The 25,123-nt window shown below is 63.4% G+C and carries 19 protein-coding genes; 10 read left to right on the top strand and 9 right to left on the bottom strand.

Features of this window, described 5'->3' with window-relative positions:
* Nucleotides 1–96 precede the first annotated feature (96 nt).
* Together QME84_06320 and QME84_06315 are read right to left on the bottom strand one after the other, a co-directional pair.
* Nucleotides 97–525, bottom strand: coding sequence for an ACT domain-containing protein (locus QME84_06320; GenBank protein ID MDI6873881.1), 429 nt, complete (start codon nt 523–525; stop codon nt 97–99).
* Between the two features lie 2 nt (nt 526–527).
* Nucleotides 528–1,850, bottom strand: a complete 1,323-nt coding sequence (locus QME84_06315) for a phenylacetate--CoA ligase (protein ID MDI6873880.1) — start codon at nt 1,848–1,850, stop codon at nt 528–530.
* Nucleotides 1,851–2,192: 342 nt separating this feature from the next.
* On the opposite strand from QME84_06315, the gene QME84_06310 reads away from it, so the two are divergent.
* Nucleotides 2,193–3,122, top strand: coding sequence for a 4Fe-4S binding protein (locus QME84_06310; protein ID MDI6873879.1), 930 nt, complete (start codon nt 2,193–2,195; stop codon nt 3,120–3,122).
* A 284-nt stretch (nt 3,123–3,406) separates the two neighbouring features.
* On the opposite strand, the gene QME84_06305 is transcribed toward QME84_06310, so the two are convergent.
* Complete coding sequence (locus QME84_06305; GenBank protein MDI6873878.1) at nt 3,407–4,249, bottom strand: GNAT family N-acetyltransferase; 843 nt, start codon at nt 4,247–4,249, stop codon at nt 3,407–3,409.
* Between the two features lie 161 nt (nt 4,250–4,410).
* On the opposite strand from QME84_06305, the gene QME84_06300 reads away from it, so the two are divergent.
* The 5 genes from QME84_06300 to QME84_06280 all read left to right on the top strand — a co-directional run bounded on the left by QME84_06300 (nt 4,411) and on the right by QME84_06280 (nt 12,641).
* Nucleotides 4,411–7,125 (top strand): DEAD/DEAH box helicase, encoded by a 2,715-nt coding sequence (locus QME84_06300; protein MDI6873877.1) that lies wholly within the window; start codon nt 4,411–4,413, stop codon nt 7,123–7,125.
* A 345-nt stretch (nt 7,126–7,470) separates the two neighbouring features.
* Complete coding sequence (locus tag QME84_06295) at nt 7,471–8,190, top strand: hypothetical protein (protein ID MDI6873876.1); 720 nt, start codon at nt 7,471–7,473, stop codon at nt 8,188–8,190.
* Between the two features lie 538 nt (nt 8,191–8,728).
* On the top strand, nt 8,729–9,985 hold the full coding sequence (locus QME84_06290) for an ATP-binding protein (protein ID MDI6873875.1): 1,257 nt from the start codon (nt 8,729–8,731) through the stop codon (nt 9,983–9,985).
* A 123-nt stretch (nt 9,986–10,108) separates the two neighbouring features.
* The gene (locus QME84_06285) at nt 10,109–11,383 is read left to right on the top strand and encodes a histidine kinase dimerization/phospho-acceptor domain-containing protein (GenBank protein ID MDI6873874.1); all 1,275 of its coding nucleotides are present in this window, start codon (nt 10,109–10,111) and stop codon (nt 11,381–11,383) included.
* Nucleotides 11,384–11,684: 301 nt separating this feature from the next.
* Entirely contained in the window at nt 11,685–12,641 is a 957-nt protein-coding gene (locus tag QME84_06280) for an ATP-binding protein (protein ID MDI6873873.1), read from the top strand.
* A 91-nt stretch (nt 12,642–12,732) separates the two neighbouring features.
* Here QME84_06280 and QME84_06275 read toward each other — a convergent pair whose 3' ends face one another.
* The 4 genes from QME84_06275 to uppS all read right to left on the bottom strand — a co-directional run bounded on the left by QME84_06275 (nt 12,733) and on the right by uppS (nt 15,028).
* A complete protein-coding gene (locus QME84_06275; GenBank protein ID MDI6873872.1) occupies nt 12,733–13,332 on the bottom strand; it encodes a nitroreductase family protein in 600 nt (199 codons plus the stop codon).
* Between the two features lie 25 nt (nt 13,333–13,357).
* Complete coding sequence (locus tag QME84_06270; GenBank protein MDI6873871.1) at nt 13,358–13,705, bottom strand: response regulator; 348 nt, start codon at nt 13,703–13,705, stop codon at nt 13,358–13,360.
* A gap of 150 nt (nt 13,706–13,855) precedes the next feature.
* Nucleotides 13,856–14,005: a hypothetical protein gene (locus tag QME84_06265; GenBank protein MDI6873870.1), complete on the bottom strand. Its 150-nt coding sequence runs from the start codon at nt 14,003–14,005 to the stop codon at nt 13,856–13,858.
* Between the two features lie 291 nt (nt 14,006–14,296).
* Nucleotides 14,297–15,028, bottom strand: coding sequence for a polyprenyl diphosphate synthase (gene uppS / locus QME84_06260; protein MDI6873869.1), 732 nt, complete (start codon nt 15,026–15,028; stop codon nt 14,297–14,299).
* A gap of 129 nt (nt 15,029–15,157) precedes the next feature.
* Between uppS and QME84_06255 the strand changes: the two genes are divergently transcribed.
* The 4 genes from QME84_06255 (at nt 15,158) to QME84_06240 (ending at nt 20,396) form a co-directional block, all read left to right on the top strand.
* Entirely contained in the window at nt 15,158–15,634 is a 477-nt protein-coding gene (locus tag QME84_06255) for a hypothetical protein (protein MDI6873868.1), read from the top strand.
* A gap of 398 nt (nt 15,635–16,032) precedes the next feature.
* On the top strand, nt 16,033–16,683 hold the full coding sequence (locus tag QME84_06250) for a class II aldolase/adducin family protein (protein ID MDI6873867.1): 651 nt from the start codon (nt 16,033–16,035) through the stop codon (nt 16,681–16,683).
* Between the two features lie 455 nt (nt 16,684–17,138).
* Entirely contained in the window at nt 17,139–17,693 is a 555-nt protein-coding gene (locus QME84_06245; GenBank protein MDI6873866.1) for a hypothetical protein, read from the top strand.
* A 12-nt stretch (nt 17,694–17,705) separates the two neighbouring features.
* Entirely contained in the window at nt 17,706–20,396 is a 2,691-nt protein-coding gene (locus QME84_06240; protein ID MDI6873865.1) for a hypothetical protein, read from the top strand.
* A 277-nt stretch (nt 20,397–20,673) separates the two neighbouring features.
* On the opposite strand, the gene QME84_06235 is transcribed toward QME84_06240, so the two are convergent.
* Complete coding sequence (locus tag QME84_06235) at nt 20,674–23,808, bottom strand: DUF5719 family protein (GenBank protein MDI6873864.1); 3,135 nt, start codon at nt 23,806–23,808, stop codon at nt 20,674–20,676.
* A gap of 272 nt (nt 23,809–24,080) precedes the next feature.
* The gene (locus tag QME84_06230) at nt 24,081–25,082 is read right to left on the bottom strand and encodes a protease inhibitor I42 family protein (protein ID MDI6873863.1); all 1,002 of its coding nucleotides are present in this window, start codon (nt 25,080–25,082) and stop codon (nt 24,081–24,083) included.
* Nucleotides 25,083–25,123 lie beyond the last annotated feature (41 nt).

The raw sequence follows: 25,123 nt of genomic DNA, 5'->3' as shown, positions 1-25,123 counted from the left end.
TACCCACGTATCGGGTTTGCATCCCGCATGACCTCAGGCCTCCCGAAAAGCCCTTTGCGAACCGTCCGCCCCTCTGCCGCAGGACCGAAGGGGTAGCTAAATGGAATAGAGCTCCTCGTCGCTCATCAGCTCGAAGCCACCCGCCCGGAGGACCTCCTCGGCCTCGGGGATCTTCTCCACCTCCACCACCAGCACGGCGGTGCGGCGGTCCTGGACCACGAAACCGTAGGCGTCCTCTATGTTTACCCCCCTCTCGCCCAGGGCGCGGCAGACGCGGTGCAGGCCGCCGGGGCGGTCGTCCATGAGCACTGCGATGACCTCCTTGAGGTAGGCGGAAAAGCCCTCCTTCCGCAGGGCCTCGTGGGCCCGGCGCGGGTCGTCCACCAGGAGCTTCACCACCCCGTAATCGTCGGCGCCGGCGATGGTGATAGCCCGGATGTTCACGTTTTCCTCCATGAGAACCTGGGTGAGCTTCTCCAGCCGTCCGGGCTGGTTCCGGGCGAAGACGTTGACCTGGTGCGCCATGATCAATCCCCCCTCGCGTGGTCCCGCATGTCCACCACCCGTACCGCCTTCCCCTCCCCGGCGGGTAGGGAACCCGGCTCCATGAGCTCCACCTGCGGGGTCACCAGTATCTCCTGGCGCAGCTCCTGCACGATGCGGCGGCGCAGCTGGTTCAATTCCCTCACCTCGCCATGCCAGAGATCGCCGGAGACCTCCACCTGGACGCGCATCTCGTCCCGGTTCTCCACCGTCTCCAGCACGATGCGGTAATTGGAACCCACTCCCAGGACCCCCAGGAGCACCCTCTCTACCTGCATGGGGAAGACGTTGACCCCCTTGACGATGAACATGTCGTCCGTGCGCCCCTTGATTCGGGAGATGCGGCGGTGTGCCCGCCCGCAGCGGCAGGGCCCAGGGAAGACGCGGGCCAGGTCGTGGGTACGGTAGCGCAGGAGGGGCATGCCCTCCCGGTGCAGGGTGGTGAAGACCAGCTCGCCCTCCTCGCCCTCGGGCACGGGCTCCAGGGTCTCAGGGTCGATGACCTCCAGGAGGAAGCTGTCCTCCCAGACGTGCATCCCCTCCTGGAAGGGGCACTCGAAGGCCACCCCGGGTCCGCTCATCTCCGAGAGCCCGTAGGAGTTATAGGCCTTGATTCCATAGGATTCCTCCAGTCGGCGGCGCAGGCTCTCCGTGTGGGGTTCGGCGCCGATGAAGGCGATGCGCAAGCTGGTGTCCCGATGCGGATCCAGGCCGAGCTCGCGGAAGACATCCAGGAGGTAGAGGGCGTAGCTGGGGATGACGTGGATGACCGTGGTCCCGAAGTCCCGCATCAGCTGTATCTGGCGCTTGCTGTTTCCCGAGCCCGCCGGGATGACCAGAGCGCCGATCCTCTCCGCGGCGTAGTGAAAGCCGAGGCCCCCAGTGAAGAGCCCGTACCCCATCATGTTCTGGAAGACATCCGAGCGGCGTACCCCGGTCATATACATGCACCGGGCCACCAGCTCCGTCCAGGCCTCGATGTCCCGGGCGGTATGGAAGATGACCGTGGCCTGCCCGGTGGTGCCCGAGGAGGAATGAAGGCGCACCACGTCCTCCAGGGGGACGGTGAGGAAGCGCCGCGGGTCATCCCCGCGCAGGGTCTCCTTGTCCATAAAGGGCAGGGCCCGCAGGTCGGCGAGGGAGCTCACCTTGCCGGGATCGAATCCCGCCTCCCGGAACCATTCCCTGTAGAAGGGACTCCTGCCACAGCGCTCCAGCACTTCCCGCAGCCGACGCAGCTGCAGGTTCCGTATCTCCTCCTCGGATAGGAGCTCCATCTCCGGTTTCCAGAACCCTCCCTCGGCCATCCCTTCCTCCCTGACCCATTTCCTTACGTGTCCGGGCGGGCCCTTCCCCGCCATCCTGCCCCGGCTCCGCGGCGGCCACCAATATTTAATCCCACTCCGGAGGAATAGTGCACGCCTGCACCATCAGCCCGCCTTCCCCGCCTTCAAGAGAGGTTCACCGTCCACACCCATTACGGTGAAACAGCGCAAGCTGAATTGGCCATCTCCCCGCCCGGCCACGGCCGGCCGAGAGGAGGCAGTGAAAACGGCGGGCGCGTTGAGACGGGCCGTTATCGGCTCTTCTCCTATATAATAATGGGCATGGGCGTCCGGGAGGGTACGTCTTGAAAGGGAGGGAGGCGCATGCGCGACCCCGTCAAACGCTTCTTCAAGATGTTCGGCAACCGTAACCTGGAGGGGTTCATCCACGGCTACCTCTACGGACGGTTCCCCAACGCCTACGTCTACCGCCTGGGAAAACTCATCAACATGGCGGAGAAGGAGCCTCCCCACGACCTTCCCCCTGAGCTGGAGGACATCCTGGACGTGGTGGTAGGGAAAGTGGCGCGGGAGACCCTCGACCCTGCCACCAGCACTTATCACGCCAAGGTGGTGCGCACGGAACACGCCGTGGACCTGGTGAACGTGAAGGAGAACGTCTACCTTCCCCGTCAGGAGAAGGTGGTCCCCTACCCCATCGCTAACGACATCATCCTCGAGGACCCCGATCACATCGGGGTCATCGAATGCCCATGCCGGCACACGCAGAACAATCCCTGCCTCCCCCTGGACGTCTGCCTAATAGTGGGGGAACCCTTCCTGGGCTTCCTGGAGGAGCATAAGCCCAATAACTTCCGCCGCCTCCTTCCGGAGGAAGCGGCGCGCATCCTCAAGGAAGAGCACGAGAGAGGGCACGTGCACTGCGCCTACTTCAAGGACGCCGCCGGGGGCCGTTTCTTCGCCATCTGCAACTGTTGCTCTTGCTGCTGCATAGGCATGAAGTCCTACCTGGCCTTCGGCTCACCCAACATATGCTCCTCCGGCTACGTGGCCCGGGTGAACCCGGAGGAATGCAGCGGCTGTGGCAACTGCGTGGAGGCCTGCCCCTTCAAGGCACTGAACTTGGAGGACGACCTGGTGGCGGAGGTTGACGTTGGGCGTTGCTTCGGGTGCGGGGTGTGCGTCTCCCGCTGCGAGCTGGAAGCGATCGCCCTGGAGCTGGACCCAGAAAAGCCCGCCCCCATGGATATCAAGTCTCTGGTCGCGGAGGCGGAAAGCGGCGCCACGGCTTGAGGGCACGGTCATGATCACTTCTCCGGCCCGTCGCGGTGGCCGGAGGCAGCCCGAAGATGTCCAATCGAAATTAATTTGGTATATATTACCAACATAGTGTTTACCATGAGACCCGGCACCCGGTCCAGGCTGGGCCCCGTCGACGCAGGCATTCACCGGCGCCGGGGAAAATGAAGGACGGAAGGGATGCCATCGGCTTTTTCCCGCCTCCCGATCATCGGCGGAAGACCACTTGTTGAGGCCAGCCTGTGGAGAAAAATCTCAAGCTGGTGAAATATCCTCGATCAGCGGCGGAAGACCACCACCAGGTGGGGCCAGAGCTCGCGAAAGCCGAGGCTACGATACAGGGAAATGGCGGCGTGGTTATCCTCGCGCGCCTCCAGGCGCACAACTTTCCCCCGGGAAAGGGAGCGGCTGCAGAGTAGACTGCAGACCGCCGCCGCCAGCCCCCGGCGACGGAACCGCGGCAGAGTGTAAACCCCCCCGAGCTCGTCCGCCCGGGGAGTGACTGCCTCCATCTCCGCCTTGGCGGCCGGTTTTCCTTCCCAGCGGGCCAGAGCCGCCGCGCCCGCTTCCACCAGGCGCAGCATGCGCAGCCTTATCTCCCAGTCCCTGGAAACGCTTCCCATGTACTCCAACTGGAAGGATCTTTCCAGGCCCGCCAGTGATTCCAGGTCCTCCTCTTCGGCCTCCTCGGCCAGCTCCGGCTTGCGTGGAACGAAATCCCCCGGCTCCAGGACCAGGGACACCTCCTCCTCCCGGCGTACGACTGCCCCGGAGAGCTCCGGAAAGTCGGCCAGTATGCCCTCCACCTCCTCGCGGCGCCCGGTCATGGCCACCGGCGGTCCCCAAAGGTCCATGGCCGACCGGACCAGGAACCGGGCCTCATCCGCCCCGGCGGCCGTCCTCCACAGGCCCAGGTTGTCGCGGAAGAGTACCCCCCTTATCCGCCCCCCAGAGCGCACGGCGAGGAAAGCGCCCTGCTCCGCCAGGCCCAGGTTGAGGAGGCCCCAGCGCCTCACGGTCCACACCAGGCGGAGATTGGCCACCGGATCTCGCTCCAGGAAGGAGAGGAGCTCCCTCTCTTCTCCCGGCTCCACGAGCTCGCACGATAATCTGTCTCGCATTTCCGCCTCACGCCCCAGGTTACCGGAGCGAGTCATCACGAGCAAAACGCCTCCTCTTAAAATGTCTCACCCCTGGATGACGCCAGGGGTCAGGATGGAGTTTCCGGGGCCCGCCTGAGGGATTACCGTTCCCCGTTTCCGCCTTCTGTTACAATTAAGGCGTGGAGAGAGAACGGGAAACGGACCTGATCGCGGAGTTCACCGCGCGCTATTCCTTCCCCCTGGATGACTTCCAGCTCCAAGCCATAGAGAGCCTGGCCCGTGACCGCTCCGTCCTGGTGGTGGCCCCCACCGGGTCGGGGAAGACGGTGGTGGCGGAGTTCGCGGTGTGGCTGGCGGAGAGGATGGGGGGAAGGACTTTCTACACTACTCCCCTCAAGGCGCTCAGCAACCAGAAGTTCCGCGACTTCGGAGCCGCCTACGGCCCGGAAAAGGTAGGCCTCCTTACGGGGGACAACAGCATCAATTCCCAAGCGCCGGTGGTGATCATGACCACCGAGGTGCTGCGCAACATGATCTACGAGCGCTCCCCGGACCTCATTGACCTCCGCTACGTGGTCCTGGACGAGTGCCATTACCTCATGGACCCCTTCCGGGGACCGGTGTGGGAGGAGATCATCATCCACCTCCCCACGGACATCAAGATCGTGGCCCTCTCGGCCACCGTCTCCAACTACCGGGAGTTCGGGGAGTGGCTGAACGACCTGCGAGGGGACGTGGACGTGGTCTACCACGACCGCCGCCCCGTTCCCCTGCGGCATTACTACCTCATCGGCGGCATCATGGTCAACCTGCTCTCCGACCGCGCCCCGGGGGTGGTGGAGGAATACGAGCGTTCCATGAAGCAGAAGGGGCGCGGGGGGAAGAGGCCGCGTACCCGTCACCTCATACCCCGGCGGGCGGACGTGGTGGAACGTCTCCGTAAGTCGGGGATGCTCCCGGCTATCTACTTCATCTTCAGCCGGGCCGGGTGCGACGCCGGGGTGGCCCACTGCCTGGAAGAGGGGGCGGACCTGACCACCCCGGAGGAGAAGAGGGCCATCGAGGAGCAGGCCCTGGCCCGGGTGGCCTGGCTTCCCGAGGAGGACCTGAAGGTGTTCGGTTTCGACCACTGGCTGGAGGCCCTCAAGCGGGGGCTGGCCTCCCACCACGCCGGGCACCTCCCCATCTTCAAGGAGATAGTGGAGGACCTCTTCGCCCAGGGCCTGGTCAAGGTGGTCTTCGCCACGGAGACCCTTTCCCTGGGGATAAATATGCCCGCCAAGACGGTGGTCATCGAGTCCCTGTTCAAGTTCACCGGGGAATCCCACGAGTTCCTCACCCCCACCGAGTATACCCAGTTCACCGGCCGGGCTGGCCGCCGGGGCATCGACAAGGTGGGCAACGCGATCACCCTGTACAACCCCATGGTCCCCTTCTCCCAGGTGCGCAGGCTGGCAGAGATGGAAAGTCTTCCCATAATTTCCAGCTTCTCCCTTTCCTACAACATGGTGGTCAACCTGCTGCACTACTACGACGTGGAGACCACCGTGCACATGCTCAACTCCAGCTTCGCCCAGTTCCACGCCGACCGAGAGGTGGTGCGCCTGGAACGCTCCCGATCCCGCCTGGCCAGGCGTATGCAGGCCCACTGGAAGAAGATAGACTGCCGGCGCGGGGATCCCATGGCCTACCTGTTGACCCGCGGGGAGATATCCCGCCTGGAGAAGGAGATGGCCACCGAGCGCCGGAGGCGGAGGCGGGAACTCGTCAACCGGGAGCTGGAGGAGCTGGTCCCCGGGGACGTGCTGGTGCTCCACCGCAGGGGTTCCCGGCGGGCGGCGGTGGTGCTCTCCATCTCCGAGGACAAGCACGGCGACCCGCGCCTGACGACCCTGGACGACCGGGGCCGGGTCCTCAAGGTATCCTACCAGCATTTTCCATATCCACCCCAGGTCATCGGCCACCTGGGCAAGCCCTTCCTCCCCGCCCGAAGCAAGGCAGAGGAGAAAAGGCTGCGGCAGGCCCTGGCCGGCTTCCGGGTCCCGCCGCCCCAGGAGTGGGAGGAGGAATTCCACCTCCCCCACCGCGAGGAGTTGGCCTCGCTGCGGGAGGAGCTGGAGGTGAATCCCTGCCATGCCTGCGAGAGGCGCGAGGCCTGCCTGGAGACCTGCCGGAACATCCGCAACCTGCAGGCGGAGATGGACCGCGTGCAGAGGCAGATGGAGGCGCGCAGCGACGTGTCCTCCCGACGGCTGGCCAACGTCATGCGGGTGCTGGAGCGCCTCGGCTACCTGGAGGGGGAGAAGCCCACCCCTAAGGGCATCGTCCTCTCCCGCATCTACAACGAGTGCGACCTCACCCTGGTGGAGTGCCTGGAGGAAGGCCTGTTTTACCCCCTGGACGAGGCGGAGACCGCGGCCCTGGCCTCCGTCTTCGTCTTCGAGACCCGGGAGGGCCCCACGCCCCGCCGCAGGGGAGGGAGACCTTACCGGGAACCGGCCCAGGCCCCCTCCATTCCCACCCCCGCCCTGGAGGAAGCGGTGGCCGCGGCCCGCAGCCTGGAGGGACGGATAAAGGCCCTGGAGAGGCGAGAGGGCCTGGACCTCCTGCGGCTCCTGGACCCCGGCTTCATCCCCGTGGTCTACGACTGGGCCGCGGGGGAGGACCTCTCCTACATCTCCTCCGCCTATCCCCAGTACTCGGCGGGGGATTTCGTGCGCTCCATGAAGCAGGTCCTGGACGTCCTGCGCCAGATGAAAGAGATCACCGAGGACCCTCTCCTGGCGGAGAAGTTCTCCGGGGCCATGGACCGCGTCCACCGCAGCATCGTGGCCTACACCAGCGTGGTGGACGCCATGGAGGAAGAGCTGGAGAGCGGCATCCCCGGTCGCTGAACCGCGTCACCCTCGAGCCCGACCGCAAACTCGGTCAAGACCACGGATATGTCGGGACATTAAATCCCTTGCGACCACCGCACGGTGCTCGGAAGTGGCGGGTCCGGGCGGCGACGCCGGGCGAAGTTGCGAGAAGCACGCGGAAACAAGGCATGGTGTTTAAGTGCTGCGCTGCTGGTATAAAATAGAAAAAGCTCGGCGGGATTCGAGGTTGAGAACGCGATTCCTATCGCATTACCCGACGGGTCAAGGCGGCGGGGGCGCATGCCGATATGATAAAATTGGAAAGATTGGAATGTTATTTCCTTTTTTCGGAAAGGAGAAGGACGTGAAAGGGGTCCGGGAATGAAGAGGAAGATACTCATTGTCTTGCTCTGCTTCTTCCTCCTATCCATGCTCATGGGCTGGTCCTGGGCGCAGGGGGAGAAGGGGGGAGAGGAGGCCCAGGCCGGTACGGCGGAAGAGGAACAGGCGGTCCAGGAACCCGAAAAGCCCCACGTCACCTGGGGGGATTACCGTTACATATTCCGCGACGTTGTCCCCTCCGCGGACGTCGACCCACAGAGCGCCATCATCGACGTCCATTCGCCGGGTGCATACAACTCCGCCTGGAGCGGCGCCAATTACGTGCATCTGTATATGACCGTGGAGTGGCTGACCAACGACCGCTCCCTGGATTACATGCCCCTGCAGCTCATCTTGCACGGCGGGGGCCGCTCCTACATCCTCTACGGGAAGGGATCCAGCTCCAGCTCCTACCTCTGGAGGAGGGGAAACCACACGTATAACGACCTCGGGGCCCGCTACCCCGACCATCTGGGTGGAAGTGTGCGCCTGTTTTTCACCTTCGACACCAACGGCGCGGCCATCGATCCCAACACCGCCTACATCGAGGTCAACGGGCTGCTGGAGACGTGGGACAACAGCCTTCCCAGCAAAACCTACACCTACCACGTGAACCCCTTCGGCTACGCGCAGGACCCGGGGTGGACCAGGGACGGCAGCACCTACTTCACCACCACCCACCTGGCGGACATACCCCTTTCCCAGATCATGGAATACTGACCCTCGGTACCACGCCGCAGCCGGGGGCGGGAGATCCCGCCCTTCTTTCCGTGGGTGGCCTTCCCGCCCTCCCCGCCTTCCCGAGCGGGACACGGCCCTTCCTCCTCCGTGGTCCAGGAAGCTCAACCGGCCGGGACGGGGAGTCGAATCATCGTGATGATGTTTGGTGCCATCCACAGCAACAGGATTGTTGGAGCTGTCAACCCCGTGGACCCGTGAGTCGAATCATGGTGATGATGTTTGTTGACATTAATGATGACGGACCTGAAAGATCTTCGCCTGGACGTGGCGTCCCGGATGGAGAGGGAATCGGCCGGCGGATGGACGCAGCGCACGCGAAAGATGGTGTTTCCGCGATCTCCCGGACAGAAAAAGGCGGCCGGGGACAGGAAACGGTGGACGGGGGATAGAATGAGATGGAAGCGTGATAAATCTCTCCCGGGAAACCGTATCCATGTGCCGGCTCCCGGCGGGGAATTGCTTATCTGACAGGGATGGCTGGGAAGGGTCCTCCCGGCATGGACCTTCGGGGCGAGCCATGGACATGGACTTCCGCAGAAAACTGGCCGGACAGCTTACCGCCTTCGCGGTGGCGGGCATCCTGGCGGCGGCGCTCATCATCCACCTGCCTCACGCCCAGAAGATGGACCATTCCATGCTTTACGTGATCCTCGCCGCCCTCTCGGTCTTGGTGCTCGCCCATCACCTCATCCTCCTTTACCCGAGCAGGCAGGGGAAGATCCTCCCCCGCGTACCGCCCTTCTTCCTGGGGCTGACCATCTACTACGCCATGGTGTCCGCCGCCGTCTTCTTCAGTGACGGGCTGTTAAGCCCCCTCTATTACGCCCTGCTGCCCGGACCGGTGATAGCCGGGACCTTCTTCGAAACGGCAACCGCGGTGGCCAGCACCTCCATCCTGGCCGCCATGTACCTGGCCGCCTCCCTCACCTCCCGACCCTTTGCGGCGCAGGGCCTGCAGCCCCTCTTCCTCAACCTTCTCTACCTCTACCTGGCCTGTTTCCTCTCCAACCGGATAGCCCTGGGGCTGCGGCGCTTGGAGGAGTCGCGCCGGGAGGTCGCCAACCTGGGAGATTTCATCCGTCGCCTGGAGAAGGCCAAATCGGAGTACGTGTCCATGGTGGCCCACGAGATACGTACGCCCCTCACCTCTATACAGGGTTTCGGCGAAATGGCGGCCTCCCCGGGTACACCCCCGGAGAAGAAGCGTGAATACTACCGTATCATCCTCTCGGAGTCGGAACGTCTCTCCCGCCTGGTAACCAACCTGCTCAGCCTTTCCCGTATCGAGGCAGGCCTGGAGCTCAACCGGGAACCGGTGAATGTCCCCGACTTGATCACCGGGGAGATGGATTTCTTCCGATCCCAGACGGATATCCACCACCTGGAGTACCTGGGCTCACGGGACATTCCCACTGTCTACGCCGATCCGGAGCGCCTCCGCCAGGTGGTGCAGAACCTGCTCAGCAACGCCATCAAGTACTCGCCCGGGGGCGGTAAGGTGGAGGTGGAAACGGGGCTGGAAGGAAAGTACGTGACCATATCCGTGCGGGACGAGGGAATTGGGATTCCCCCCGAGGAGCTTCCCCGCATATTCGAGAGGTTTAGCCGGGTGGAGAGGGACGAGGCTACGAGCATCAGCGGCACCGGCCTGGGTCTGGCCATCGTCAAACACCTGGTGGAGCTGCACGGAGGGAAGATAACCGCCCGGAGCGAGCCCGGAAAGGGAAGCGCCTTCACCGTGTACCTCCCCGTCCGAGGGGGTGAAAGCCGGTGAGGCGGGAGGTTTCGTATCTCCGGAAGTGCAACCTCCTCCACCTCGAGGGTATGGTGGCGAGAGCGGGAACGCGGTATCGCTTCCCCGGCGTGGAGGATCACGGAAACCGGGGAGTGAGGTTGGATGTTCAGGGGTAACATTTCCCGGACCCTGGGCAACTTCATCTGGGTGACCGTCCCGGTGGTCGCCGCGCTTCTCTTCCTGCCCCACGGGGTGGAGATGAATCCCTTCTCGGCGCTTCTCCCCCTGCTGGGAGTGCTGCTGGTCAACACGGTTACCCTCATCCTGCCCTACCGGGAAAGCGCCCTCTCCCGCTTCCTGGTGCCCCTGATCTTCCTCCTCCTGGTGGTGGACCTGGCCCTGGTGGCGGGGTCCATCTCCCTTAGCGGGGGAGCGCGAAGCCCCCTCTTTCCCCTCCTTCTCCTGATAACCGCCTTCGGGTGCGGGTTGCTCTCCACGCCGGGCCTGTCCGCCGCCCTGATGACTTTCTCCGCGGTCGCCCACCTGGCAGCCACTATGGCTTTCAACCGCCCGTCGACCGGGGAGACCCAGCTCATCTGCTCCCAGGTCTTCTTCCTGTTCTTCGTCTCCTTCCTCTTCGACCGCCTGAGCGCGGAGGCCCGGCGGCAGTACCGGGAGAGGTACCGTTCCATGGAGGAACTGCGCAAGCTCGCGGAAATGAACCGGGCGGCCTCGGGCTTCGTCTCCGCGGTGAGCTTCGAGATGCGCACCCCCCTCACCTCCTTGCAGGGCTTCAGCGAGATGCTGGTCTCCAAGCCGCTGGATAGGGAGACGGAAAGGGAATACGTGTCCATAATCCGCCGGGAGGCGGAGAATCTCGGCCGGCTGGTGGAGGACCTCCTGGACGTTTCGCGCCTGGAATCGGGGAAGGCGGTCCTGCAGCGCGAGCCCTACCCCCTGGAAAAGCTGGTCGAGGCCGGGTTGCCCATCCTGGAGCCGGTGTGCGACCCGCGGGAGGTCATGCGCGGCTTTCCGCCCGACCTTCCCGCGGCGATGGTGGACGTGAAGAGGATGGGCCGGGTGATAAACGGCATGTTCGACTTCATCTCCCGCCGCTTCGGGAGCGGCTCGGAGGTGCGCGTTTCCCTGAAGGCAGAGGGGGAGGAGCTGGTGTACACGGTCAACGTCCGGAACCGGCAGGCAACCTTTCTGGGAGAGGACTCCGGGCTCCATCCCATGGCCCAGTGGGATGCCAGCGAGGACGACCTGGACTTGGCCATTGCCCGCCGCATTATCGCCGCCCACGGAGGAGTCTTCAGCGTGATAAGGGCCTCGGGTGGGTGGCTGACCCTGGTCACCCGCCTTCCCCTGGTCCCCGGGGCGGGGGGACGGGACGCCAACCCCGTCTCCGAACCAACCGCAAGCGGAAGGACTTGAAACGATACACGAAGGAAGCGTAGCTCGATCTTTTCCCTTTTACCACCCATCGCTTATTCCTGCCGGACGCTTACCTGCACGCCCGCTCCAGCGCGTGGGCGGGAATGGGGTTTCACCGCTCGCGCTTATTCCTGCCGAACGCTTCCGAAGAAACTCGGGGCGGGGCGGATCGCAACCGCTACGAGTCAAGGAAAGCGCCCGGTTCCGTCCATGCTCAAGCGGAGGTAACGAGAAAGACGGTCGCCGCTGAGCTGTTCTACCCGTAGTTCAACAACCGTCCCGCTTCTGTTAAATTGTTCCCATGGAGTACAGGGAAAAGCTTCCCGTACCGGAGGTTGAGGGACGCTGCCGCATATGCGGTGCGCGGACCCGCGTGTTGCGCCTCACCGAGTTCAACCTCAAGCTCTGTTCGCCGTGCTACCTGCGCTTCTTCGAGAGGCGTATCAGGCGTGCCCTGGAGAAGCACGACATGGTGCGGGAAGGAGAGAAAGTGGCGGTAGCCCTCTCGGGCGGGAAGGACTCGGTGGCCATGCTCTACGCCCTCAAGCGCCTGGGGGTGGTCATGGGGTTCGACCTGGCGGCGCTCCACTTCCACCTCAACATGGGAGACTTTTCTGAGCGGAACCTGAAAGTGGTGGAGGAGCAGTGCGCCCTGGCGCAGGTAGAACTCCGGGTGGTCCGCATCGGGGACATGGGGCTGCGGGTGCAGCGCGTCAAGGGATGGCATCCCTGTGCCGTGTGCGGGGCCATCAAGCGAGCCCTCTTCAACCGCGAGGCGGCCAGGCTGGGGGCACACGCGGTGGCCACCGCCCATACCCTGGAGGATATCCTCCTCTTCGCCTTCAAGAACCTCCTGTCCCGTAAATACCTGCTTCCCCCGCCGGTGCTCCCGCCGGAGAATGGGCTGATGCGCAAGATAAAGCCCCTGTACTACATGCCGGAAAGGCTGAACCTGGTCTACTGCCGGCTGCGCGGGCTTCCAGTCTTCGAGGAGAAATGCCCCACCTGGAGCCCCCACGGCCATGCCCTCAAGGGGGTCTTCGAGCACATGGAGAAGGTAATTCCTTCCAGCAAGCTGCAGCTCGCCCTTTCCCTTGGGGAGATCCTCCCCGCGCGGGATCCGGATTCCATCACCCCCACAGGTCCCTGTTCCCGCTGCGGCGAGCCCGCCACCCAGGATCCTTGCACCCTTTGCCGCCTGGCCGACTGGTTCGCCAGCCGGGAAGGAAACGTCGGCATCCCAACGCCAGAGGATTAAGGCGCCCGCTCTACCCAAAGCTCAGGGGAGAACCTCCGCAAGGGAACTCAGCGCCATACACGTGTGGGATACAACCCCTCCGTCCCACGGCTCAGAGGAGAATTTCCTCCAGGGACTTGCGGCTGCGCGGCTCGGGGTCCTCGCGCGGGTAGCCCAGGGGCAGGAGGATGAGGGGCGGGCATTCGGGGGGAAGGGAAAGTATCTCCGCCACCCTCTCGGGAACGAAGGCCCGCACCCAGCACGTGCCCAGCCCGAGGGAGGTCGCCGCCAGCACCATGTTCTGGACGGCAATGCTCACGTTGATGCAGGCGCTGATGAGGTTCCTCTCCTCCACATCCGCATCCTTGTCCCGGCGCAGGAAGCGCAGAAGCATCTCCAGGCTCGGCCTCACCGCTCCCGAACGCAGAAGCTCCAGCGTCCTCTTGGAACGTTCGCCGAAAGCGGAGAGATCGGCGCAGGCTACGATGACCACCGGGGCCCGCTCCACGAACTTCTGATCGAAGGCCGCCTCGCGCAGTAACTTGCGGACCCCGGGATCGGTAACCACCTTGAACTTCCAGGTCTGGAGGTTACTCGCCGAGGGGGCCAACCTGGCCGCTTCCAGTATCTCCCTGACGTGCTCCTCGGGTACCGGCCGGTCCTCGAACCTGCGTATACTTCTTCTCTTTCTTATGGCCTCGAGAACCTCCATTTCCCTCACCTTCTTCCGACCATCTTCAGGACAGGATGGCCATGACCTTGTCCACCAGGGCGTCCACGCCTTCGCTCTTGCAGACGAAGTCGCTGGCCCCCATCCTGGCCAACTGTTCGATGCTCTTCCTGCGAGTGAGAACGGAGAAGACCACTATCGGCGTGTCGTGGGTTGCATCCTCCTGCCGCAGGCGTTTCAAGACGTTGAAGCCGCTCCGCCGCGGCATGTGGATGTCAAGGATTACCAGGTCGGGACGGACGCGGGTGGAGATCTCCAGCGCGCTGGAGGCATCGAGACAGACGTGGGTGTTGAAGCCTTTGCCGCTGAGCACTATCTCGATAAGCCTGGCGATGGAGCGGTCGTCCTCGATCACCAGAACCGTCTTGCTCCCCATGTCTATGAGTATAGACACTGTGGGCTAAAGCGGTCAAAAAGACGAGCTCCCCGCTACCTTCCCGGTCCCCTCAGCGATTGCCGGTAAAAGACAGGCCGGGGAGCTGCCCCGCGAGAAAAAAGATTGCGGCTACTTCTTCGCCGCGGTCTTCTTGGCCGCGGTCTTCTTGGCCGCGGTCTTCTTGGCCGCGGTCTTCTTGGCCGCGGTCTTCTTGGCCGCCGTCTTCTTGGCCGCGGCTTTCTTTGCTGGTTTGGTAGCCATCTCCTCACTCCTTTCCACGAATTAATCTCTTCCCAATTTTCTTCTCCGGGATGGATTTTCCTTCCCTTCGATAAACCTATTTCTCGCCAGCTGCCGGTGGTTTCTTGAACCCTGTGAAACCATGGATCAACCGTGGGACCGCTGCGGTGCATGCTCGAAAAGTACCACTATTCAACGAAATTCGCATCATGGAAATTGTATGGAATATATTGGCAATATCCGTACAGACCCGCATTTCGGGGTACTTGGCCCAAGGAATTGAAAATTTCCTCGCGAAGGGAAAACTTTTCCGACCAGGCGTTCAACGGTTCAGTGCCCAGCCCGGGCCGAGGAATCGAAGTCGCCTTCTTCCGTAAGTTTCCGGCGCCGGTATTCCTCCAGGGCGTTTTCCAAGTCCTTCCTTCCGAAGTCCGGCCACAGTACCGGAGTCACAACTATCTCGGCCTTGGACAGGTGCCAGAGCATGAAGTTGCTTATCCGCATCTCTCCCGCCGTGCGTATGAGCAGGTCCATGTCCGGAAGGTCGGGGGCGTAGAAGAACTCCCTCAGGGCCTCCTCGTCAATTCCCTCAGCAGCTAGATCCCCCCTCTTTACCGCCTCCGCGGCCCGCAGGGAAGCGTCCAGGATCTCCCTCCTGCCTCCGTAATTGAAGTTGATGTTCAGGTTCAAGCCACGGTTTTCGGCGGTCGCCGCCGCCGCCAGGTCGAACCAGGCCAGTATCTTATCCGGTATGCGATCCCTCCTTCCCAGGTGCCTCAGGCGCACCCCCAGCTCCATGAACTCCTCCAGCCTCTTGCGCAGGACCTCCCGGCTCATGTTCACCAGGAAGTGCACCTCCTCCGGGGGGCGCTCCCAGTTCTCGGTGGAGAAGGCAAACAGGGAAAGTGCCTTTATGCCCCGAGCGGCGCAGAACCTCACCGCTTCCATAATGGATTCCTCGCCCTGCCGATGCCCCTCAATGCGGGGAAGGCCCCGCATCTTGGCCCAGCGCCCGTTGCCGTCCATGATGATGCCGATGTGATCCGGCAGGATGTCCTTCAAACCGCCCCTCCCATGATCGAGCCCAGTGCAAGCGTATTATAGATTAGTTCAAGGTGACGTGCATCCTTCCGATATAATTAAGAGCGAGCTTCGCTGTAGGAGGCAAGAACAGGCACCGAGGTGAGAGAGGTGGAAGGAGTCTCGGAACATTCCCCCAGGACCGCAACCCCGCGAAAAATCATTCGAAGCTTTTTCACCAGAAAGCTGGAGCGCAAGTTCGAGGAGAAGGGACTGGAAGCTCCCCAGCACCTCCTGAACCTCATGGACGTGCCCTTCGAGGAGTTCACTCCAGAGGACCGGGAGCTCTACGAGACGGAATTGAAGCCCCTGGCCTTCGTCTTCGCCGACCACCTCCTGGAAGTCTACCAGGCCATGGGCAACCCCCGGCAGGGATGGGAGGAGATGCTGGAGCGCCTGAAGGACTCCCCCATCAAGGTGGTGGCCGCGCTGGTCCTGCACCACGAGGAAAGGGTCAGGGAAATGGAGGACCCTCCACTGGAGGAAGAACCCCCCGCCACTCCCGCCCCCAGGCAGAAGATAAACGTGCGCACCTATCGGAACCGGGATGGGGGGAGGGAACGCTGGTGGGAGAAGAAGATATTCTGAAGCCCTGGTACGGCCCTGGTCGCGGAAGTACGCTGAAGGAGACGGAGGGAGGAAAGAGCTTCCCATCGGGAACGTAGGCGGCAACGCCTGGGAAGAAGATCTTCCGAGACCCTGGGGATAGAGCTTTTCGCGAAATTATGCCTAAAAGTATGGAGGGATAAAAAGGTTCCTCGAGAGCGTAGCCGGGAATGCCGGTGGTCGAGGGAGACCTTCAGAGTGCCCGAAAGGGGGAAACCGTCACCTCCGATCCGGGGAAAGGAACAAGTCAGGCCGGGCGCACACCCGGGGAGACGATGAATCCGGCACGCGAGGGTAAACGGCAGTGGAGGCGAGCGCGGAGACTAGGCTCCCCGATGAACCCAGCACGCGAGGGGTAAACGGATAGGGAGGAATTGAATATGGGAGATGAAACATACCTGCGGGAGCTCATATGCGAGATAGGGCGCAGGGTCTGGCAAAGGGGGATGGCCTCCGCCAATTCCGGGAATATATCCGCCCGCCTGGACGGAGAGACGGTCCTCATCACCCCCACCCTGGTGAGCAAGGGCTTCATGCGGCCGGAGCAGATCCTGGCCGTGGACCTGGAGGGGAAGGTCCTCCGCGGCGAAGGGCATCCCACCACCGAGACCCCCATGCACCTCCGCCTGTACCGGGAAAGAGAGGAGATTGGGGGGGTGGTGCACGCCCATCCTCCCTTGGCCACGGCCTTCGCGGTGGCCGGCAAGCCCCTGGATCTCCATCTCATCCCGGAGGCGGTGATCTTCCTGGGCGAGGTTCCCTTGGTGCCCTTCCGTCCCCCGGGAAGCCCGGAGCTGGCCGAGGCGGTGGTCCCCTACCTGGAGGACTACGACGCCGTGCTGCTCGAGAACCACGGGGCGCTGTGCTGGGGAAGCGACGTGGAACAGGCCTACCACCGCCTGGAGACCCTCGAGTTCTGCGCCGCCGTGACCCTCCACTCGCAGCTCCTGGGCGGGGCCAGGGAGCTCCCCGCCGAGCCTCTGGCCAACCTCCTGGCCCTGCGGCGGATGATGAAGGGGAAGAATCCCTGAACCGGGGGGCCTTCAAGGAGATCGGAGTTTCGGGACCAGGGTCACATGGGAAACCGGGCTGTCAAGACCTGGTAAGGCTCAGGGTCGGGGGAAATGCAGTCACGCGAAGGGAACGGAGCGTATATCAAGGCAACCCAGCAAGATGACGATTAAAGTCGTGTTGAACGATAGCCAGGACGAACCGAATGAAGGTGAACGAGGCCCTGGGGTGGAAAATTTTGTTTGAAGAGCCGGCAAAGTAACGGAAAGGATACATTTCCGGCCCTTTTGTGTTGCTTAACATGTAAAGTTCGATTAATAATGGTGTAAAGCGGGGAGCGGTTCGGATGAAGGAGGTGATGCCCCACCTGCGGCCCAAGGATCTTCCTTCCCACCGCAGCTGGTAACCATATTCTTTCTGGAATCCTTTTTAAGGGTAAGTCGGCGGTTTGGCGCGTATCTGAGGGGGGGTAGGTATGGAAAACATCAGGCGCAACGCCATTCTGGCCGTGGTCCTGGCCGTGGTGGCCTTCTTCTGGATCTGGCTCTTCGACTGGCTGGGAGCCAAGGCCTACTGGGCGGCCTTAATTTCCTTCGGGGTGTGCATGGCCTACGGGCCAGCCCTCATGAGCTCCTTACCCTGGATGACCCTGGGGTCCGTTCTGGGAGTACTGGCGGGGCTTCTGAGCTTCGTCCTCTACATGCTGGTCTTCCCGCTATATTACGGGCTCTCGGTGGCCATCGCCGGGGCCATTTTCATCCTCATCGCCGGCCTGTTGTCCATCCCCAAGATGCGGGAGATGCTCCCCATGTACCTGGTGGGCTGGGGAGTGTTCCTGGGAGCGGTTTCCAGGTTCGACTACCTGTTGATGGAAAAACCCGTGGAGGCCATACCCAGGGCCTTGACCACCCTCTTCGGGACCATCCTCTCCATCCTCTTCGGGATGCTCCTGGCCGCGGTGCTGGACGCCGTGCTCCTCTCGCCGCGCCGCAAGGAGGCGGTGGAGACGTCCGGGTCCGTGGGCGAGTAGGAGGTAGCGGGAATGAGGCGTGTGAAGAAAATCCTGGTGCTCCTGCTTTCACTGGGCATGGTGGTCGCCCTGACCACGGCCATACCCGCCGGGGCCACCACCGAGACCACGGAGAAAAAGGACGTGGTGGACTCGGAATTCGTTTTCTGTACCCTGGACTGGTCCGGGGAGATCGAGGAGGTACAGGTCTTCAAGATCCTGTCCTTGAACGGTGACGGCACCTTCGACGTGCGGGAGAAGAAGGCCTTCGACGAGGACACCGGTTGGCAGGGGGTGAAGGGATTCACCAAGCCCAAGGTGGAGGGCGACTACCTGGTCTGGGAGGGCCTGAAGTCCGAGGACAACGCCAGTTACATCGCCGCCACCAAGTTCTCCGAGGCCATGGTCGAGGAGGCCAGGGCCCGCATCCCCCTGGAGGTGCGCTTCAAGTACCGGTTCGACGGGGTGCCGGTGACCAACCTGGACGAGATAACCGGTAAGAGCGGGCGCTTCGAGATGGAGGTTACCTTCAAGAATACCAGCAAGGAGAGAACCCGCGTGGAGTACAAGGACCCGGATACCGGGGAGCTCAAGGAGACCGAGGTGGAGACCTACCTCCCCCTGGTCATCCAGCCCTACGACTGGTACTTCGACAACCGCATCTTCTACAACCTGGAGGCCGATCCCACGGGACTGGTGGTGCCCATGCCCGATTTCTACAACGTGGGGTGGAGCATCCCCCTCTTCCCGCCAGCCACGGAGGAGAGCCATACTATCTGGGTCAAGGCCGACGTGAAGAACTTCCAGATGCCGCCCCTCACCCTGGCGGTGGCCTTCGTCTTCCCGGAGACCAACCAGGCGGACCCCACGGCCCTCTTCAAGGCCGGCCTGGAGCAGCTCTACGAGGGGGTCAAGCAGGTCAACGAGGGCGTCGGGGACCCGACCAAGGAGGACACCCTGCTCTTCGGTATCACGGCCATCGACGAGGGACTGAAGAAGATGGTCGACGCCCAGGAGGGACTGCCCTACGCCAAGGCCAACATCGATACCCAGATGATACCCGGGGTGAAGGAGGCGGCGGCGGGCATCGGCTCCAAGACCACTCCCGATACCCTGCTCTACGCCGACGCCCAGGTGACCGCGGGGCTGCAGCAGATGGCCCAGGGCATCGGCGCGCCCGACGTGGCCGACACCCTGCTTTACGCCATGGCCCAAATGAACGCGGGGTTGAGCGACATGGCCGCGGGAATCGGTGACCCCACCGTCCCAGATACCCTGCGCTACGCCATGGCCGAGATGCAGGCCGGGCTGGAGCAGATCAAGGCGGGCATCGGCTCCGCGACCACCCCGGACACCCTGCTTTACGCGGCAATCCAGGTGGAGGCGGGGTTGAACGGCATCCTGGGCGGGGTCCTGGACATGCTGGCGGGCATCGGGGACGTGGGCATCCCCAATACCCTTCTCGACGGCCTCAATCAGGTCCTCGTCGGGGTGCAGCTCATGAGCGCCGGCCTGGGCGGGGTGGGTCAATCCGGGACCATCATCGAGGGACTGAACACCATGGCCACCAACCTGAACGATCAACTGATTCCAGGAGTGCAGGGGGTTCGGGACGCCCTCAGCCCCGGGGGAGGGCTAACCACCCTTTACGACTACACCCTCAATGTCGCCAAGCCCATAACCGACGGTGTCGATCCGAACATCTGGTTAACACAACAGGCCATGATGAACGGCTACGCTTCCGGCCTTAATGATATAGCCACCGGGCTGCAGGCCATCTACAAAGGCCTGGCGGACCCATATCCCGACGGGGTCATCGCCGCCCTGCAGTACTCCAAGACCATGATGGACACCCAGCTCATCCCGGGCATCCAGCAGATAATGCTGGGGCTGGACAACGCGGATCCCCTCAACCCGGGCATCAAGCAGGGGCTGCAGCAGGTCCAGGCGGGCATCGGCAGCGACACCACACCGGACACCCTGCTCTACGCCATGGCCGCCATGCAGGCGGGGTTGGAGGGGATCCTGGCCGGGATCGGGACCACGACCACCACTGATACCCTCCTCTACGCCGCGGTGGCCGTGCAGGGCGGCCTGATGCAGATCCTGCAGGGGATCGGCAGCGCCACCACCACGGATACCCTGCTCTACGCGGTGAAGGCGGTGGAGGACGGCCTCAACCAGATGAAGGCGGGCATCGGGGACGCCGCCGTGGACGACACCCTGCTCTACGCCATGGCCGCCATGCAGATGGGCCTGCAACAACTGAAGGCCGGTATGTCCACCGGTGACCCCAACAACCCGGGACTCTTGGAGGGCCTGCAGCTCCTCTCGGCGGGGCTGGCCGACGCCATCGTGGGCATCGGGAGCTCCGACGCCCCGGACACCCTCCTCTACGGCACCAACGCCCTCAAGGAGGGACTCACCCAGGTGGGGAGCGGCACCCAGCAGATGGTGGACGGCCTGTACAAGAACCTGGTCATGCTCAACACCACGGAGGCGGAGCTGGAGGCCATCGCCAAGCGGGGCGCGGAGTTCGACCACCTGCTGGGAAGGGCCGAGGACGCCACCAACCAGGTGCGCTTCATCTACCAGACCAAGCCCACCTACAACTACAAGGCGGGCTCCAAGGCCAGCTGGGTGACGGCCATAGTTCTTTCCATAATCTTCGCCCTCCTGCTGGTGGGCGGCGGGATCATGCTCTCCCGCCGCACCGCCGCCTAGGCGAAAACGCTGACCGCAAAGGGCGCCCCCCGCGGGCGCCCTTTCCCTTTTCCGGGCCCGGTGAGACCGTGAGCGTTCCACGGTATTACCCTCCGCCAGGCCCTGTCGTACCTGGCCCCAACTCTCCAGCAGGAACACTAATTCCGAGCGACCTTCCCCGTAAAAGACGTGTATCCACGGGAAGGTGAAGGGGTGGGCTTCCTTCCCTTTCGCCCGCCGGCGCTTCCGGGAATCCGCCCGCCCCTCGATTCGTTCTATATGGCCGATGCTTTCCGCATCAAAGGGTGCTGCTGGTGTAATGGCCTAGGGAGCAGTGCCCCCATTCCCAGCCGCCGCCGTACATGGAGCGCTCCACCACCACCGCCCCGTCTGGGCACTGAACCCGGGTGGAAACGTCGTAACTGTTGACCCACATGTTCGCCGGGAAGGTGCGCCGGGTGCGCGCCGGTATCTCCACGCCCTGCAGCTCGGGGGGAGCCACTTCGCCCCCGCTGGTCTGGAAGGCGATGTTCACGTGGACCGGGGCGTCGCCGGGGTTCTGGACCAGGATGTAGGTCTCCATGCCCCTGGCGGTGGAACCCTCGGCCAGGTACCAGTCGTTGGAGAGTCCAGCCGTCCCAATGGAAGCGTGACCCCACCGCCACCCGTTTCCGTACATGGCCCGTTCCGCCACCACTCCACCGTCGAGACAATGCACCAGGGTGGAGACGTCGTAGCTTTCTACGTAGCGGTTGGCGAGGAAGGTGCGCCGGGTGCGCGCCGGTATCTCCACGCCCTGCAGCTCGGGGGGAGCCACTTCGCCCCCGCTGGTCTGGAAGGCGATGTTCACGTGGACCGGGGCGTCGCCAGGGTTCTGGACCAGGATGTAGGTCTCCATCCCCCCGGCGGTACAACCCTCGGCCAGGTACCAGTCGTCGGAGAGGACGCTGGTGCCCTTGGACTCCGTGGCCCAGCTCCTTCCGCCCCCGTACATAGCCCGCTCGCAGATGACGCTTCCTTCCAGGGCCTCCACCCTTATGGACACGTTGTAGTCGTCCACCCAGCTGTTTACGAAGAAGGTGCGCCGGGATCGGGCGGGGATGGGAACTTTCTTTAGGTCATCCGGCGCCACCTCCCCCGATCCGGTCTGGAAAGTGATGTTCACATGGATGGTGGAGCCGTAAGGGTTCTGCACCAGGAGCCAGGTCTCCATATCCCCACCGGTGGAACCCTCGGCGAAGTACCACTCCGGGGCCGGCTCGAAGGGGCCGGTGACCCCGATGGAGTCGTGGGCCCAGCTCCAGCCGTCGCCGTACATGGCCCGCTCGCAGACCACCTCCGCGCCCCGCGGGGATACGGGCTCCACCACCGTGGATACGTCGTATTCGTTCACCCACATGTTCACCGGGAAGGTGCGCCGGGACTTCGCGGGAATGACCACGTCCTGCAGGTCGGAGGGGGCCACCTCGCCCGAGTCGGTCTGGAACCTGATGCGCACGTGCACGTCCTCGTCGCCGGGGTTCTGGACCAGGACGTAGGTCTCCATGCCTCCGGCGGTGGCTCCTTCGGCCAGGTACCAGTCGGGCGTGGTGATCCTCGCCTGCCGGTAACGGTAATCGAGACTCACGTTCCTCAGGCCGTCGCCGTCCAGGTCAGGCATGCCCCCCACGTATCCCGCCAGGGCCTCCCAGCACTTTACCTCCTGGATGCCGGGGGTGCCGGGGTCCTTATCCACCCGGGTTTCGGCGATATCCACCGGGTCTCCAGAGCTGTTGCGGGGCTTGATCCCGAAAAGGCCCAGGAAGGAGGCGGTGTAGAAGTTGGTGGCCACCTTGTACAGCCCGGCCGGGTCGAGAGGATTCCCGTCCACGAGGAGGTAGTCCACCTTCCCGCTGGCGGGGTCCGCCGGGTCGAATGCCAGGCCCGCGGGCCTATACTTGTAGCTCCCCCCGGAGAGCTGGACGAAGAACTGGTTGTCCCCCATGTCCAGGGTGGAGTTGAGGATGCCCCATATCTCCTGGCCGTAGAGGTAGAAGCTGACCAGGGGATAGCCCATCTTGGTGAGATCGTAGGGGGAACCCCCCAGGGGCAGGGTACGGTAGAGGTCGTAGAAGGAAAAGCGCCCCTCCCCTCCCGGCGGGATGTTGGCCCGGATGACTCCATTGGCCTCGAAGGCCATGACCGGGGGCTCCGCGGGGTTCAATGCGGCGGCCGTGCGGAGGTAGGAATCGGTGATCAGGTCTCCCAGGTTGGTCTCCACGAAGGGAGGACCGTCGTTTACGTAGAATCCACCGTCGCCGTCACGGTCCGTCTCCGCGTAGGGAGCCATTATGTCGAAGCCCAAGGCGCTGTTGAGGCCCGCCTTGTAGGCGCTAATGGCCGCCTCCACCTCGGGGTGGACGGGCACGTCGTCGTTCATCTCGATAGCCTGTGCGGAGCGTACCGAGACCTTACTCCCGTCATACTCCAGCTCCAGCACCCCCAGGTGGGAGGTGTAAGACCCCGCTTGAACGATGATGGTGTTGCCCACGGTGATGGGCGGGTAGTTGAGGTCGTGGCTGTGGCCGCCCACGATGACGTCGATGCCGGTTACCCACTTGGGGAGCTCGGTCTCCTCGCGGGTTCCGGAATGGGACAAGGCGATGACCACCTGGCAGCCCTGGGCGCGTAGGGTGTTCACCATCTCCTGGGCCACCAGCACGCGGTTGATGAAGCTCACCGGGTCCTCCGGATTTCCCGCCACGTTGCCGAACTTCACCGGCGCGGCGGCCGGGGCCACCGCCTCTGCCTCCACCCCCAGGAGGCCGAAGATTCCCACCTTCAACCCATTGGGAAGCGTTTTTACGGTATAGCGCTGGATGGCCAGCTCGGTGCCCTGCTTGTCCGTCTCGGAGAAGAGGGCCTCCAGGGCGTCATCGTCCGGATCTGTCTCATCGAAATCGATGTTGGCACACAGGATGGGAAGGGTGACGCCGTTGGCCTTGGCCGCGTTGAGGGCCGCCGCCCGGTAAGCCGGTCCCAGTTCCATCTCGTGGTTGCCCAGGGCCACGGCGTCGTAGCCTACCATCTGCATGAGGGAGAGCTCCGCCGCGGCCGTCGTCTCCAGCCAGGCGAAAAGGGTCCCCTGCGAGAAGTCGCCCGCGCTCAGGGTGAGTACCGGCTCCCCCGCGGCGGCCTTCTCCCCCTTGATGCGGGCTATCTCGTGGGCCACGCGGTCGAAACCGCCGGTGGTGGGATGAGTCGGGTAGTCGATCGCCGGACCATAGGGAATGAGCTCGGAATGCTCATCGTTGGTATGCAGGATGGTGAAGGTCAGAGATACACCGTTCGCCGCCCGCGACCTCTCACCCGGTTCCAGCAACACCACCATGCTCATTGCCAGGAACAGGCAGGCGGTCACCGCCAAGAGTCTTCTGGTAAGCCTTTCGGACAAGAACCTCACCTCCCCCGCGCGCGAAGCCTAGACCGGACTATATCCATATATACCGGCTGGTATGGTGTTTCCAGGCATCGACGTTCGGAATCCCGAAGAAATCCACATCAATCTTATTCCACCTCCGGGACGCCTTTAAACGCATCGGCCTCAGGAAATGCTATCCATCCCTCCAAGAGATTGACCCTCGCCCATGATATTCAACAATAATAAAAGGCCCGCTACGCGCGGGCCTTCTGTCAACTTTTACCGTTCCGGAGGACCGGAGAAGTTCAGTGGGCGGACGATTCCTCACTCCCGGCCTCCTTTATCTCCACCTTGAAGACCATGGATTTTCCGGACTTCTCCCCTTCCCGGAAGACGAAGGCTATCTCCGTTTCCCCGGGCCGGAGGGCCTCGAAGGTCCAGGTCTCCTCACCTGGAGCGCCGACTTTCTCCCCACCCTCAGCGCTTTCTCCACCGCCCTTGGCCTCGAAGGTGGTGCTCACCAGGGCCAGCAGCTCCTCGTCCAGGGGCTCCGCCAGCTCCCAGTGCATGCCGGCGGTGGGATCGGATTCCAGGACGATGGAGAATCGGTAGCCCTCCTTGACCTCCACGGTCTCCGCCGGCTCCTTGTACTTCTTGGGTTCCTTGTCACCGGCGCCCTTCTCCTTAACCCAGACCGAGAAGACCAGCTTCTCCTCCTCGAGCTCACCAGCCTTCTCTTCCGCCTCCTCGGACGTGGAAAGGCTCAACTCCTGGTGCGCCGTGGCCTCCCCCGTTTCGCCCTGCGTTTCGACTTCTTCCTCCTCCCCGGGATGGGCGCTCGACTCCGGGGCGGTGGCTTCTTCGCCTTCCACCGATTCCTTCGCACCTTCCTCCTCGGCGCCCGGAGACCCCTTGGAAGCCTCTTTCTCCAAGGTCTCAACTTTAGGGGGTGCCCCCCAGGGCCGCGCGTAGGTCAACACGATCTCCGTGCGGCCAAGTCCGGCGGCCTTAAAGGTCCACTTCTCCTCCCCGGGCTGTCCAAGCCGCTCCGTCTCCTGCTCCTTGAATTCCACCTTTTCCAGGGTCACGATCTTCGCGTCCAGTTCCCTTCCCAGTCTCCAGCCGTAACCGGTGGAGGGATTGGACTCCAGCACGATGGTGAACTCCTCCCCTTTCTCCACCACGATGGGCACGGAAGGATCCCGGTATTCCACCGTCTTGGCGCCCACCGAACATCCCGCCGTGGAGAGGACAAGCACGGCGGCAAGGGTTATGGCTGAGAGCGCTGCTGCGACCTTGGGCCTCATCTTCTGGTTCCTCCTTCCCTCACGGCTGCGGGAAGCCATAA

It is taken from the genome of Actinomycetota bacterium (genome assembly GCA_030019255.1).
Taxonomy (GTDB): domain Bacteria; phylum Actinomycetota; class Geothermincolia; order Geothermincolales; family RBG-13-55-18; genus Solincola_A.
Note: the sequence above shows the minus strand (reverse complement) of the source record. Positions and strands in the feature narration are given on the sequence as shown.

What these genes read in the sequence shown, in the direction of transcription:
- QME84_06320 (MDI6873881.1), bottom strand. Translation starts at nt 525, where the DNA reads ATGGCGCACCAGGTCAACGTCTTCGCCCGGAACCAGCCCGGACGGCTG.
- QME84_06315 (MDI6873880.1), bottom strand. Translation starts at nt 1,850, where the DNA reads ATGGCCGAGGGAGGGTTCTGGAAACCGGAGATGGAGCTCCTATCCGAG.
- QME84_06310 (MDI6873879.1), top strand. Translation starts at nt 2,193, where the DNA reads ATGCGCGACCCCGTCAAACGCTTCTTCAAGATGTTCGGCAACCGTAAC.
- QME84_06305 (MDI6873878.1), bottom strand. Translation starts at nt 4,249, where the DNA reads ATGCGAGACAGATTATCGTGCGAGCTCGTGGAGCCGGGAGAAGAGAGG.
- QME84_06295 (MDI6873876.1), top strand. Translation starts at nt 7,471, where the DNA reads ATGAAGAGGAAGATACTCATTGTCTTGCTCTGCTTCTTCCTCCTATCC.
- QME84_06290 (MDI6873875.1), top strand. Translation starts at nt 8,729, where the DNA reads ATGGACATGGACTTCCGCAGAAAACTGGCCGGACAGCTTACCGCCTTC.
- QME84_06285 (MDI6873874.1), top strand. Translation starts at nt 10,109, where the DNA reads ATGTTCAGGGGTAACATTTCCCGGACCCTGGGCAACTTCATCTGGGTG.
- QME84_06280 (MDI6873873.1), top strand. Translation starts at nt 11,685, where the DNA reads ATGGAGTACAGGGAAAAGCTTCCCGTACCGGAGGTTGAGGGACGCTGC.
- QME84_06275 (MDI6873872.1), bottom strand. Translation starts at nt 13,332, where the DNA reads ATGGAGGTTCTCGAGGCCATAAGAAAGAGAAGAAGTATACGCAGGTTC.
- QME84_06250 (MDI6873867.1), top strand. Translation starts at nt 16,033, where the DNA reads ATGGGAGATGAAACATACCTGCGGGAGCTCATATGCGAGATAGGGCGC.
- QME84_06245 (MDI6873866.1), top strand. Translation starts at nt 17,139, where the DNA reads ATGGAAAACATCAGGCGCAACGCCATTCTGGCCGTGGTCCTGGCCGTG.
- QME84_06240 (MDI6873865.1), top strand. Translation starts at nt 17,706, where the DNA reads ATGAGGCGTGTGAAGAAAATCCTGGTGCTCCTGCTTTCACTGGGCATG.
- QME84_06230 (MDI6873863.1), bottom strand. Translation starts at nt 25,082, where the DNA reads ATGAGGCCCAAGGTCGCAGCAGCGCTCTCAGCCATAACCCTTGCCGCC.